Genomic DNA, 13,081 nt, shown 5'->3' on the forward strand with positions numbered 1-13,081 from the left:
GTTGGAGAGGACAAGGGTTTGGCCGGAGGTGCTGTCGTGCAGGACGACCGTTTCCTTGGCGACGTCGATGCCGAGGATGCGCGGCACCGTCTCGACGGCTGGGCTGGGTGATGGCATGGTTTGTCCTGGCTTCGGATTGTCTGCGGGCTCGCGGGAACGCGGCCCCATCAAGTCAACAAGCAAGCGAAGCCGGTCCACCGCCGGACCCAGATGACGACGGGCAGGCGCCCGATCCCGGGACGGTCTCGGCCATGGACGCGGGTTTCGGGATGGCCGTTTCGAAACCCGCAACCGGCCCAAACCATCTAGCAAATTCCAAACAGACAATCCCGGGCTTGGCCCGGGATCCATTCAGCCAGGTTGTTGGCCGCGTGAAACGCGCCTCTGGCGCGGATGGATGGATCTCTGCTTTCGCAGATGACGGGGGGGCGAGGCTGGGCTGGGCGCCTCACCTCGTTCAACGCGCAATGTGAGGGGCCCCGCCTCGGGCGAGCATCGCACCAAGGCAACCTACGATGTCAACGTAGTGCTCTCATGCCGAGTCTCATGCATTCCGCTCGTCCGCGATCACTGAGCGTGAGCCCCGTCACCGCGTACGACCCGGCTCCCGTCCAGCTTTCTCCCCAGCACCGTCGCGACGACATACTCCGCACGGGCACGGGCCGTGTGGTGCTGCAGCGTATAGGTGCGGGCTTCCACCGCCATGTCGGCGAGGCGGGCGGGATCCTTGAGCGCGGCTCGGATGGCGCGGGAGAGGCCGCCGGGCTCTACCGAATAGTAGAAGCAGTGCTCGCTCTCGCGGAACGGCCGGTGCTGCAGGATGGTCGGATAGTTCATCAGCGGCACGGTGCCGAGCTCGCTTGCCTCGTAGTGGCGGTAGCAATCCCAGCCATAGCCCATCGGCGACCAGGCGAGGCGGGCGCTTGCGAGGCGCTGGTGGAACGTCTTGCGGTCGAGGGGCTTGTCCGGCACGTCGATGACATAGCCCTCGTCGCGCAGCGCCAGCAGCTCCTTTATGCCGTCGGTGCGGACAGTGCTGTTCGGCGAGATGTCGCCGGCGAAAAACACGTCCGAGGTCTTCTGCGTCGTCGGCTCGACCATCGGCTGCGACGGATAGCCAAGATGGATCGGCCGCAGCTTCTTGATCCGGCGTTGCGAGCTCTTCATGGAACGCCAGCGGCGGCCGGGCAGGTCCCAATGGCTCGACTTGAAGAACACCTGCCAGCGGTCGGCGGTCAGCTCGCGCTTGAAATAGCTGTGGCAGCGATCGATCAGGCCGAAATTGTGCCGCCCGATGCCGAAGGAATCGTTGACGTCGATAACGGCGACCGGCACGGCGTGGAAATGGTGCATCAGCCGGGACGCGGCGATGGCGAACAGCGCCTTCGGGGCGCGGACGTGATAGTCGCGCAACGCGGTCAGCCACGTGCGCGGATGCCAGGCAGGTAGCGGCGGTCCGTCGACGACGACGAGGTCGTACTCCCCGCCGCGCAGGGCTTTGAGGGTGCGGAAGAATGCCGACGGCCCGAACAGGGCGCTGATCTGGCCTTCCGGCTTGCGGCCGGCCCAGAAGAAATCGGTCTGATCCGGCGCCGCTATCCGGAAAAGGTGGGCGTTGACCTCGAGAATGCGCAGCTTGCCGCCGCCGTCCTTCGTTCGTGCTGGATCGACGGTCATGGTCGCATGGTCCTCTGGTTCCCGCGCTCTATAGCAATCCGCCAAAACTCCGCGCAACTGAAACGGCTGCGGCTTGATTGCCGCCTTGCGCGGGACGGGAATCCTTTGCTAAAGGTCTTCCAGTCTGGACGCTGGCGCGATGCCGAGCCGTCCGCGGATTGTAGACGAGGGCGAGAGCGTGCTGCTCTTTACGACAAATGGTGCTGATGACCGGGTTGCGTTCGCCGCGACCGGCCGCGCCATGTCCGCTCTTCGTGGTCTTCTTCTCCTTAGACGCCCCTGAGCGTCGGCTGCCCCGTGACGGGCGGGCACTCAGGGGAATGAACGCGAAGACCTCCGCCATTCATGCCCTGAGCGCCATTCGTGTGCCGGGCCGCCGACAAGGAAGACCAACATGACCGCGACCACGAATTCGTCCTCCGACAAGGACCGGATCGTCATTTTCGACACCACGCTGCGCGATGGTGAACAGTGCCCCGGCGCGTCGATGACCTTCGAGGAGAAGCTCGAGGTCGCCGAACTGCTGGAGGAAATGGGCGTCGACATCATCGAGGCCGGCTTCCCGATCGCCAGCCAGGGCGATTTCGAGGCCGTGCACGAGATCGCCAAGCGCGCCGGTGACAATGTCACCATCGCCGGCCTCGCCCGCGCCATTTCGGGCGACATCGCCCGGGCCGGCGAAGCCGTCCGCGTCGCCAAGCGCTCGCGCATCCACACCTTCGTCTCGACCTCGCCGATCCATCTGGCGCACCAGATGCGCAAGACGGAGGAGCAGGTGCTCGACATCATCTCGGCCACCGTCGCGCAGGCGCGCAATCTGGTCGAGGACGTCGAATGGTCGGCGATGGACGCCACCCGCACGCCGATCGAATATCTGGTCCGTACCGTCGATGCCGCCATCAAGGCCGGCGCCACGACGATCAACCTGCCCGATACGGTCGGCTATGCCGTGCCGGAAGAATATGCGGCGATGTTCCGCGAAGTGATCGAGCGGGTGCCGGATTCCGACAAGGCCATCTTCTCGACCCATTGCCACAACGATCTGGGCCTCGCGGTCGCCAATTCGCTGGCAGGCATCCAAGGTGGCGCGCGCCAGATCGAGTGCACGATCAATGGCTTGGGCGAGCGTGCCGGCAACGCCGCGCTGGAAGAGATCGTCATGGCGATCCGCACCCGTCGCGATGTCATGCCCTACGACACGCGCATCGACGCCACCATGCTGACCCGCGCCTCCAAGCTGGTTTCCAACGTCTCGGCCTTCCCGGTCCAGTACAACAAGGCGATCGTCGGCCGGAACGCCTTCGCGCATGAGAGCGGCATCCACCAGGACGGCATGCTGAAGAACGCCGAGACCTACGAGATCATGACGCCGGAGAGCGTCGGCGTGAAGGCGACCTCGCTCGTCATGGGCAAGCATTCCGGTCGCCACGCCTTCCGCTCGAAGCTGAAGGATCTCGGCTACGAGGTCGGCGAGAACGCCCTGGAAGACGCCTTCAAGCGCTTCAAGGATCTGGCCGACCGCAAGAAGCATGTCTATGACGAGGACATCGAGGCGCTGATCGGCGACGAGGTGGCCACCGCCGCCGAGTCGATCCGCCTCCTGTCGTTGACGGTCATCGCCGGTACCGGCGGCGCCGCGAAGGCAATCATCAGCCTCGATGTCGAAGGCTCGCACGTCACCAAGGAAGTCTCCGGTAACGGCCCGGTCGACGCGATCTTCAACGCCATCAAGGCGATCGTGCCGCACGAGGCGACTTTGTCGCTCTACCAGGTGCATGCGGTCACCGAGGGCACCGACGCGCAGGCCGAGGTCTCGGTCCGGCTCGAGGAAGACGGCAAGTCGGTCACCGGCAAGGGCGCCGATCCGGACACCATGGTCGCCTCGGCCAAGGCGTATCTGTCGTCGTTGAACAAGTTGATGGTGAAGCGCCAGCGCCAGCACGCCCAGGCCGTCAACGCCTGATCAATTAGTTCGATTGAATCAAAACGGCCGCGTCGATGACGCGGCCGTTCTTGTTTTTTGGCTCCGTTTGAATCCTCCCCTTGCGGGAGGGTCGAAAATGCCTTGGCATTTTCGGGGAGGGGGAGCCGGCCGATCAGTCCGGCGCCTTGTCTCGATGTGTCGGCTCTGTAGTCCTGTCGCGGCCCCTCTCCCAAACCGCATTGCGGTTCTGCCCCTCCCTCAAGGGGAGGGTTCAAGCGGAGCGGCGCCCCGCTCTCACAGGACGCCGCCGATCGTCGGCCGGGAGACCGTCTTACTTGGGCAGATCGAAGTCCAGGCGGAGGAACTGCGTCTCTCCGGAATGGTCGTCGACGCCGTCATTGTCGGTGATCGCGTAGCCATTGCCGGCGACGTCGAGGGCGAAGCTCTCGATCTTGTCGAGGACGTAGCCGTTCGTCGCCTGCAGGGCCGGCAGCAGGTCGTAGAGGTCCTGCTTCGCGACCTTCGGCAGGTCGCCGCCGAGCGGGGCCGGCGTAACGCCGTCGAGCGAGATGAAGGTCAGCTTCTTGATTTTGGCGTCCCGACCGATCTGGTTGTCGCGCTCAATGGCGACGAGGCCACCCGGAACCGCGGTCAGCTCGGAGAGGCCGACCCAGCCCTTTGCGGCCTTGTCGAGCGGGTAGTGCACGGCGCCCCATTCCTTCGACGCCGGCTTGTAGGCGAGGAGCTTGGTGAAGCCCTTCGGATCGTCCTTCCACTCGCGCTGCACGGCGACCCAGACCGTCTCGTCGGCCCCGGAGCCGGTAACCGTCACGCCCTCGAAGCCGAAGCGGGTGGCATGCGCCGCCAGCGCTTCCGGCAGGGCGATCTCTTCCTGCACGACGCCCTTGGCGTCGACGCGGACCAGCGACGACTGCGTCTTGTTCTTCTCGCGCTCGGGATTGCCTTCCGAAGCGAGCCAGAAGCCGCCATCGCTCGCAAGTGCGATGCCTTCGAGGTCGAGATTCTCGACCGGCTTGCCGTCCTTGGTCACAGTCATCTCGTCGGTGATCACGGCCGGGGTCTTGGTCGCGTCGATCGTCAGGATGCGGCCGATCGACTGGGCGCTGTCAATGACGGCGTAGAGCTTGCTGGGCTCCTTCGCGTCGGCGACCGTACCGGACAGGGCGGCCCAGCCGATCGGCTTGCTGTTCTTGTCGGCCGAAACGATGGTCGGGTAGGCGGCCGGCGCGTCGCTGCGCTCATAGATCGTCACGACCGAACCGATCAGGCCGTCCTCGCGCAGGTCGTTCTCGGCCGCCGTCACGAAGAGGTTGCGGGCCGGGATGGCCAGCAGACCCTCAGGGCCGATGCCGCCCGGCAGCGCCTGCAGGAAGGTTGGAGCCTTGCCGGCGCCCTCGTCCTTGTAGACGCCGACGAGGGACGCGCGCTCGGAGCCGACGAAGATCAGATTGTCGGAACCGAAGGTCGCGAACTCGGCCCCTTCCGGCTCGTTGCCCTTCTTGTTGCGCTTTTCCGGATAGTGGCCGAGGCGGACGGTCTCGTATTCGAGCGATGTGCCCGAGTCATATTCGAGCGTCCCGTCGATGTTGAAGATGGAGAAGCCGCGCGAACCGCCCTTCCAGTCGCCCTCGTTCGAGGTGAAGAAGCGCGTCGCGTCGATCCACTGCACGCCGTCCGGCTCGCGGGCGACCTTCTCCAGTCTGCCGGAGAGGTCGATCACGCCGTCCTTCTTGACGTCGATGCCGTCGAGGTCGACGGTTCCGGCTGGGAAGTGGTTCACGACCTTGCCGGTGCCGAGGTCGGCGATGACGATGTAGTTGTTCTCCTGCAGGGTGAGAACGACCTGGTTCTTGTCGTTGATATCGACGAATTCGGGCTCGGGATCGGTCAGGGCGATCTCCGCAAGGCCGGTGACGTCGATGACCGTCTTGCTGGCGCAGTCGACGGAGCCGTCGGGCTGAATCGCGAAGCTGACCAGCGCGCCGCCCGGAAGCTGCGGGATGGCGCCTTCGTTGATCTCCTCGTCTCGCTCGTTCTCGATCGCGATGGCGAGGAACTTGCCGTCCGGGCTCTTGGCGAGCGAATCGGGCTGGCCGCCGAGGTCGCAGGTCGCCTTCACGGTCTTGGTGGCGAGATCGACGATGGCGAGATGGCCCGAGGGCTCGCTCTTCGATTTCGAGGTGACGACGCCGACCAGCGCAATGCCGTTTGCGACGACCGTCGAGGTCGGTTCGCCTTCAAGCGCGACGGTTCCGGCCGGCTTCGGCGCCTTCGTATCTGTGATGTCGATCAGGCCGATCCGCTTGCCGGGGCTATCTGTATAGACCAGCGTGTTGCCGTCTTCCGTCGCCGTGATGATTTCGGCGACGGTGCTCTCCTTGGCATCGGCATCCCCAGGCAGATTGTCGATGACGTGGAACGTGCTGATGCGGTTGAAGTTTTCCGCAGCGTTCGAAGCGAGGGCGGTGCCGGCGAGAAGGGTCGCGGCGAGGGCGCCGCGCAGGATCGGCTTGAACATGAATTCCCCAATCATTTCATGGCTGTCCGTGGCGCTGACGCCCAGGATTGCGGCGCAATAGAGCGGCGACGGATGACGTGCCGATGACAGTCCGGTGACGGTTCTGTGCCGCTCTGGACAGCCGGCGCGAAGATTTCCACAGTCCGTTGAAAGCGCGGCTGGACAGGCCGGAAGCGCTTTGCTACATACCGCCTCGTTCCGGGCGTCGCAGCGCAGGCTTCGACGCCGCCAAGGAATGGGTGCATAGCTCAGTTGGTAGAGCAGCTGACTCTTAATCAGCTTGTCCTAGGTTCGATCCCTAGTGCACCCACCACTTTCGAAAAGGCCGCCAATCTCCGATTGGTGGCCTTTTTGCTTTGGTGGCTATAGCCTCGGGATGCGGCGCTGATCCCCGATTTCAGGCCTTTTTTCGGTAGAGCGCCCGGCTCGTCGAGATCCCTTCCGTCACCCGCTGGAAGGCGGGATCGTTTGCCATGAACAGCTCGCAGATCATCCTGATGTGCGGCGTCTCCATCTGTTCACTGGTGTAGAGGTCGGCGGCGATGTTTTTCATGGTCGGCGACGTCGCCATCGTCCAGAGCAGGTCATCCAGCAGAAGATAGCCGCCGGGCTTCACCAGCTCCTTGAGGACGAGGGTGGCCGGCGCGTCGACTGTGAAGGTGTGGGCGCCGTCCAGGAACGCGAAGTCGAGGCACGGCCCGGTCTCGCGCGCTTTAAGAGCAAGTTTGGCGAGGTTCCAGTTGTAGCTGTCGAAGCGCAGCCTGGTATTGCCGAATGGCTCGATGTTCGAATAGCCGAGGTCGCGGAAGTCCGCGGTCAGCCCATCCACCCTGTCCTGATAGTCGAAGATCAGCAGTCGCCCGCGATTGTCGAGCTTTTCGACGATCGTCTTGGTCGTGGCGCCGACCCCCGTCCCGATCTCGGCGACCACGGGGGATCTGTTGTCGGCAAGGATCCAATCCAGCACCAGGGCCACCTCGGCCACCGGCTTTGAGATCGTCATGTAGCCTTCGGTCCCGATGTTCTCGAGCATTCTACACCTCTTGTTTGCAATTGGAGCCGGCTGGATCCATCGCAGGCGTTGTCATGCTTTGTCGCCATTGAGGCGAGAATTGGGGCGAGGCGGGTGCGAACTCAGGGAACGTCGTCGTCGCCAGCCGGGCCGCCTTCACCTTCCATACGGGTAATCTGCTTGACGTCGAGGCGGGTGAATTTCAGCCGTACACCCGCGCCGAGACCGCCGCCCTCGGCGAGGAATACGGCGCCGAAATGCTCGAGCGCCCGGATGATCGCCTCCGAATCCTCGGCCGACGACAGGCAGGCGCTGCCGCTATCCTCGGCCAGCCGCATCTTTTCCGCCTCCAGGCGGGTGGTCCTGGCCAGGTCGTCGAGGCTGATGCCGGTCAGCGCGCGCGCCGCGGCGATCAGGCGTCCGGTCAGGAACGGGGGCTCGAACATGCTGTCTCCTTCGGGCTGGCCACAATCATGGGACGAGCGGCCGGGGCTCGCAAGTCCCGCTCCGCCGTACCGCGCCAGACAAACTGTCGCCGTACGGCGAGCGGCCTCTGATTGCCGTCGCCGCAGGCTGATGCTCTACTGCCCAGGTGATGAGATCCAACATGGTGTGCAGGCATGAATGGCGTTCAATGCAGGATGGCGCGAGCCGGTCTTGGCTGGAGCCTTGAAGATCTGGCCGGCCGATCGGGCGTCCCCATCGATCTGATCGCGCACTTCGAGAACGGGGAGGCGCTGACGCCGCGGATCGACCCTCTCCTTCGCAGCGCGCTGGAGGGGGCGGGGGTGATCTTCGAGGACGAGGGCCAGTCGGTCGACGGCGGGCCGGGCGTACGGCTTGGCCGGGCGCAGACGGACGAGGGCAAGCGCCCCGAGGAACTGAGCTCCGCCAACGACGACTAGCCGGATATCGGACTTCCGTCGCCCTGCCCGTCAGGTCCGGTCGGAAGGCTTGGGCTGGCCGGGATGCTCCGGCAGGGCGGTGCCGAAGACGTGATCCCAGAACAGGGTGGTCACGCCGAAATTGCCTTCAAGCTCGCTGTGGTGGTGCAGGGCGTGCCGCCGTTTCACCTTGTACAGGTAGCTGTCATGCGGCATGCGCCAGTGGTGCAGCACATGGTGGACGAAACTGTAGCCGACATAGCCGGTCACGACGCCGGCGGTGAAGCCGCTGGCAATGCCGAGGCCGAACAGGCGCCAGCTCGGCCAGAATACGGCCGCCGCGATGACCAGAAAGCTCAACCAGACCGGCGTTCCGATCAGGTCCGTCGGCCTGGCATGGTGCTTCTCATGCAGGTCGCGGAAGTAGACCATATTGTGCAGGATGCCGCGGTGGATCAGATATTCGGCCAGTGTCCAGACGAACAGCCCCACGCCATAGGCGACGATCCATAGAAGTGGGTTGAGGGGGCCATGCCACAGGATGGCTGCCAAGATCAGCGCCGCGAGCGTGGCCGGGTAGACGATGAAGTCGGAATAATAGGTGACCGGTCTCAACTGCATTTTGACAACCTAGTCTCGGTCAACGTCAGGATGAGCGCGCTCGTGAATTGAGCCAGCTTAGGGCCTGAACTACAAGTGTCGAACTGTCGCGTCCGTCAAATATGTTGAACTCTATGCAACGAGGGGTGGGAGGCAGGTGACGCATCGGCAGACGCGTGGCATGGTTCACGCCATGCGCACCCTCATCCTCTGCCTCTTTCTCTGTTTTCCCGCCGCATCGCAGGCTTTCGATCTCGCCCTTCCCGCGGGACAGGCATGGCCGACAGGCTCCGGTCTCATGGCGGGGCCGTCGCATCTTCAGCGCGTCAACATCATCGATGGCGAGGATGATCGCGATTCGCTGCTGGCGATCGGGCCGTCGCTTGGCCTGTCGCGCGGCGAGATCAGTCGTATCCGCCAGGTTTCCGGCTATGTCGGCTGCCTGTCGCCGTCGCCCTCGGTCGGATCGGCGGCGCTGTTCCTCACCAACCAGCAGATCCTGACGGCGGCGCACGTATTCTTCGAGCCTTCGGGCAAGCGGCGCTGGAAATGCTTCTTCCGGCCTCAGAGCCCTGGCGGTCCGATGATCGATCTCGTGGTCGACGGCAACACGCATTTCGGCTCGAAGAAGCCGAAGCCGGGCTCGAACAACGATTTTGCGATCGTGCGACTGGTCGAGCCGGTGCAGGGGGCGGTGCCGTTTCCGGTCGCGCCCGACGTGCCGGTCAAGTCCGGCGACAAGCTGGTCGTCATCTCCGCGCATCCGGCGGAAATGGAGCGCGAGGTTGATCGCGATATTCCGGTGGCGCAGGGTTGCCGCGTGCGGCGGGCGATCGACAAGTCGCGCTCGGCGGCGGCGACATCGTTCTTCCGCACCGATTGCGATGCGACCGGAGCTTCGTCGGGTGGCATGCACCTCTCGCGCGTCAATGGCGAGCTGGTGTTTCGCGGCATCACGATCACGACGGGACCGTGGCGTGACCCTCGCTACAAGGGCGCGCCCTATAGCGAGAAGGGCGGCAGCGTCACGACGGCGCTCGGGACCGACGCTGCCATTCTGGACGCCGGGCGCGCGCTCGCCTCCGGCGGATTTTGATCCGGCGACTGAGGGGGCGGCCCATCAGCGCAGGCGCGCGCCGCTGACATACAGATCGATCTCCGAGCGGCTGACACCGAGATCGGAGAGCATGCGATCGTCCATCGCCAGCAGGGTGTGGCGGGCGCGACGGTGGCGCAGCCAGCGGGTGAGGTTCAGCGTGTTCCTGGTCATCGTCATCTCCTCCAAGACTCCGGTCGAATTCGTCCGGTGATGCTTGATAGAGGAAATGCCGGCGACTGGATGTGACGAGGGTCACGTCGCGTAAGGCTGGGAGGCCGGGCCTTGCGCGATCAGCCGAGATGCACTGCTGTCGTGCTCAGATTGGTGGTGCCCTCGAAGCGCGGCAACAGGTAGATGCAGGCGACCGCCGGCAGCGTTATTACGGCAAAGGCGACGGCGAGCGCCGGCAGGCCGAACTGGATGAACGGCGCCACCAGGGCGGTGCCGATGGTCGGCAGCAGCGTGATTGCCAGCATCAGGGCAGCGGAGCCGCGCGCTTCGTCCGGCGCGGAAGCGGCGAGGGATTTGACGAAGCCGACGCCGCCGCGCAGGCCGAGCCCGCCCGAGACCGGCAGCATGATGAACAGCAGCACGACGACGCTGGAGCCGCCGGCGAAGGCATAGGCCAGCATCGCCAGCGCCGAGCCGCCCACCATCAGCGTGCCGATCGTCACCAGCCGTTCCGGTCCCCAGCGATGGGCGAACAGGCCGGCGAGGTTCGACGTCACCACGAACATCGCCACCGTCAGCAATTGCAGGATGACGAAGGCGTTGACCGAGCTGCCCATCGTCTCGACCATCACATAGGGAGCACTGAATACGAAGGTGATCAGCCCGCCCAGAATCAGCGCATGGCTGAGCGCGTAGCGCAGATAGGGACCGTTGCGCAGCAAGGCGAGATAGCTGCCGCGCTTCTGGTCGGCGGCAATCGGCGGGTTGGCGGGCAACAGCGACGGCTTGGCCAGGATGACCGCGCCGACGGCGGCGCCGAGAATGGCAGGCACGATGAACGCGGCCTGCCAGCCGGAAACATGCAGCAACCAGGCGCCGATCAACGGTGCCAGACCCGGCACCAGCGACTGGATGCTGCCGATGACCGAGATGGCGCGGACGGCGCCCGTCTCGCTGAACAGGCGGCGCAGCATCGGCGCGGGAAGCACCGCCGCGCCGGCCGAAGTGGCGCCCTGCACCACGCGGATGGCGTTCAGCGTCCAGATGTCGGTCGCGAACGCCGCCAGCGCCGAGACGATGGCATAGGCGACGAGGGAGCCGCCGAGCAGCAGGCGCGCGTCGAAGCGCTGCGCGATACTGCCGAACAGGATGAGGCCGATGCTGGAGCCGCCCATATAGGTCGCCAGCACGTATTGCGCCGCTTGCGCGTCGCCGCCGAGCAGCGAGGGCAGGGCGGGAATCGCCGGCAGGACCAGATCGATCGACACCATGGTCGCCAGCGTGCCGACGACGAGGACAAGACAGGCGAGCATGCGCTCGCGGGAGGTACGGTTTTCGTCCGCGATCGAATCGGGGCGAGGCATGGCTGACGCATCCAAAGGCAAAAGGGGACGCGTCTGCTACCGCATGTGTCCGGCCGGCGATAGTGCAGGAATGTCATCGCGGCCCGCCGAATCGCGAACGAGGCGGCCGCCGTGGCCGGCAGCCGCCTCTCTGGGTCGAAAAGCTGGACGATGCGGGCGCTACAGGCGGCCCATCAGCAGCAGGATGAGCAGGATGATCAGGATCAGCCCCAGTCCGCCGCTCGGATAATAGCCCCAGCCCGAGCTGTAGGGCCAACTCGGCAGCGCGGCGATCAGAAGGATCACGACCACGATCAGAAGAATGGTACTCATGACGGCTCCCCGAATGATTTGCCCCGAATTTGCTGGCTCAGTTCAATGCGTTGAGCCGCCATTCGGTTCCAGACATGGGAAGCCGGCCGAGCATTTCAGGCGCGACCGTCGAGATGGCGGGCGCGGCGGAGATCCGGGAAATAACGCGACCAGATCGCGGCGATCGCAACCGTGCCGGCGCCGCCGATGACGACGGCGGTGACGGCGCCGAACACCGCCGCCGACATGCCGGCGCGGAATTCACCCAGCTCATTCGAGGCGCCGACGAAAACCATGTTGACCGCGTTGACGCGGCCACGCACCGCATCCGGCGTCCAGAGCTGGATCAGCGTTTCGCGGATATAGACGCTGACCATGTCGCTGGCGCCCATCACCACCAGCGCCACCACCGAAAGCCAGACCAGCGTCGACAGGCCGAAGACGATGGTGGAGAGGCCGAACACGGTGACGAAACCGAACAGCAGCAGGCCGGCATGGTTGCGGATCGGGTTGAAGGCGAGCCAGGCGGCGACCGTCAGCGCGCCGACGGCCGGCGCTGCCCGCAGCAGGCCGAGGCCCCAAGGTCCGACCTCGAGGATATCGCGCGCGAAAATCGGCATCAGCGCCGTCGCGCCGCCGAGCAGGACGGCGAACAGGTCAAGCGATATCGCGCCCAGCACGATCTTTTCCTTCCAGACATAGCGGAAGCCGGCAATAACCGTTTCCCAGCTCGCCTTGTCGTTGAGGATCTTCTGGGCGGGCTTCGGCACCATCAGGATCAGCACCGCGCCGATCGCCATCAGGATCAGGGCGACGGCATAGGAGGCCTCCGACGCCGCGCCATAGAGCAGGCCGCCAGTGACGGGGCCGACGATGGTGGCGATCTGCCAGGCGGAGGAGTTCCAGGCAATGGCGCTGGCGAGATCCTTCGGCGGCACCAGATTGGGCGCCAGAGACTGCGAGGCTGGCCCCATGAAGGCGCGGACGACGCCGAAGAACAGCAGCACGGCGAAGACGATCCAAACGGCCTGGCTGCCCGAAATCGTGAACAGCAGAAGACCCAACACGCAGAGTGCTTCGCCGGCGAGGCAGAGCGCCATGATCATGCGCCGGTTGAAGCGATCGGCGACCGAACCGGTGACCAGCACCAGCAGCAGCGCCGGCAGGAACTGCACCAGACCGATCAGGCCGAGATCGAACGGATCGCGGGTCATGTCGTAGACCTGCCAGCCGACCGAGACGCTGACGATGTTGACGGCGAAGGTCGCGCAAAGGCGGGACAGCCAATAATACAAGAAGCCGCGGTGCTGGAAGGCTCCGAAGCTGTGACGCTGATGCGCGGTCGATGTATCGGGCATGTAAAGGAGGTCCGGACCTCTGCTGCGCGAGCAAGGGGAAGGGCGCTGCGCAAACTGCGTCGCCTGTCTATCGCCTTGCAACCAGCCGCGACAATCGCGAACTTCGCCGGAGCGACCGGAGTGGGGCTCGTGTGACCTTCTCGCCGCAACGTCAGCCGGCTG

The 13,081-nt window shown here is 65.0% G+C and carries 12 protein-coding genes and 1 tRNA gene; 4 read left to right on the plus strand and 9 right to left on the minus strand.

Annotated elements, in window-relative coordinates:
• Positions 1-567: 567 nt before the first annotated feature.
• Entirely contained in the window at positions 568-1,677 is a 1,110-nt protein-coding gene (locus G342_RS24840; protein WP_018185048.1) for a glycosyltransferase, read from the minus strand.
• Between the two features lie 394 nt (positions 1,678-2,071).
• Here G342_RS24840 and G342_RS0120515 point away from each other — a divergent pair, with 394 nt between their 5' ends.
• Entirely contained in the window at positions 2,072-3,640 is a 1,569-nt protein-coding gene (locus G342_RS0120515) for a 2-isopropylmalate synthase (protein WP_018185049.1), read from the plus strand.
• A 292-nt stretch (positions 3,641-3,932) separates the two neighbouring features.
• Here G342_RS0120515 and G342_RS0120520 read toward each other — a convergent pair whose 3' ends face one another.
• The gene (locus tag G342_RS0120520; protein ID WP_018185050.1) at positions 3,933-6,140 is read right to left on the minus strand and encodes an esterase-like activity of phytase family protein; all 2,208 of its coding nucleotides are present in this window, start codon (positions 6,138-6,140) and stop codon (positions 3,933-3,935) included.
• Between the two features lie 237 nt (positions 6,141-6,377).
• Between G342_RS0120520 and G342_RS0120525 the strand changes: the two genes are divergently transcribed.
• Positions 6,378-6,453 (plus strand) — tRNA-Lys (locus tag G342_RS0120525).
• Between the two features lie 84 nt (positions 6,454-6,537).
• On the opposite strand, the gene G342_RS0120530 is transcribed toward G342_RS0120525, so the two are convergent.
• Together G342_RS0120530 and G342_RS0120535 are read right to left on the minus strand one after the other, a co-directional pair.
• Positions 6,538-7,173 (minus strand): class I SAM-dependent methyltransferase, encoded by a 636-nt coding sequence (locus G342_RS0120530; RefSeq protein ID WP_018185051.1) that lies wholly within the window; start codon positions 7,171-7,173, stop codon positions 6,538-6,540.
• 101 nt (positions 7,174-7,274) lie between these two features.
• Positions 7,275-7,598: a hypothetical protein gene (locus G342_RS0120535; protein ID WP_018185052.1), complete on the minus strand. Its 324-nt coding sequence runs from the start codon at positions 7,596-7,598 to the stop codon at positions 7,275-7,277.
• Positions 7,599-7,772: 174 nt separating this feature from the next.
• Between G342_RS0120535 and G342_RS0120540 the strand changes: the two genes are divergently transcribed.
• Entirely contained in the window at positions 7,773-8,057 is a 285-nt protein-coding gene (locus G342_RS0120540; RefSeq protein WP_026304651.1) for a helix-turn-helix domain-containing protein, read from the plus strand.
• Positions 8,058-8,087: 30 nt separating this feature from the next.
• On the opposite strand, the gene G342_RS0120545 is transcribed toward G342_RS0120540, so the two are convergent.
• Positions 8,088-8,657: a sterol desaturase family protein gene (locus tag G342_RS0120545; RefSeq protein ID WP_018185054.1), complete on the minus strand. Its 570-nt coding sequence runs from the start codon at positions 8,655-8,657 to the stop codon at positions 8,088-8,090.
• Between the two features lie 172 nt (positions 8,658-8,829).
• On the opposite strand from G342_RS0120545, the gene G342_RS0120550 reads away from it, so the two are divergent.
• Positions 8,830-9,732: a trypsin-like serine peptidase gene (locus G342_RS0120550; RefSeq protein ID WP_198010844.1), complete on the plus strand. Its 903-nt coding sequence runs from the start codon at positions 8,830-8,832 to the stop codon at positions 9,730-9,732.
• A gap of 24 nt (positions 9,733-9,756) precedes the next feature.
• Here the strand turns inward: G342_RS0120550 and G342_RS25810 are convergent, their stop codons facing one another.
• The 4 genes from G342_RS25810 to G342_RS0120570 form a co-directional block, all read right to left on the minus strand.
• Entirely contained in the window at positions 9,757-9,906 is a 150-nt protein-coding gene (locus tag G342_RS25810; protein WP_198010845.1) for a DUF1127 domain-containing protein, read from the minus strand.
• A gap of 119 nt (positions 9,907-10,025) precedes the next feature.
• A complete protein-coding gene (locus G342_RS24845) occupies positions 10,026-11,270 on the minus strand; it encodes an MFS transporter (protein WP_018185057.1) in 1,245 nt (414 codons plus the stop codon).
• Between the two features lie 159 nt (positions 11,271-11,429).
• The gene (locus G342_RS25815; protein WP_018185058.1) at positions 11,430-11,582 is read right to left on the minus strand and encodes a DUF3309 family protein; all 153 of its coding nucleotides are present in this window, start codon (positions 11,580-11,582) and stop codon (positions 11,430-11,432) included.
• A 95-nt stretch (positions 11,583-11,677) separates the two neighbouring features.
• Positions 11,678-12,919: an MFS transporter gene (locus tag G342_RS0120570; protein WP_018185059.1), complete on the minus strand. Its 1,242-nt coding sequence runs from the start codon at positions 12,917-12,919 to the stop codon at positions 11,678-11,680.
• Positions 12,920-13,081: the final 162 nt, after the last annotated feature.

It is taken from the genome of Kaistia granuli DSM 23481, from assembly GCF_000380505.1.
GTDB classification, from domain to species: Bacteria; Pseudomonadota; Alphaproteobacteria; order Rhizobiales; family Kaistiaceae; genus Kaistia; species Kaistia granuli.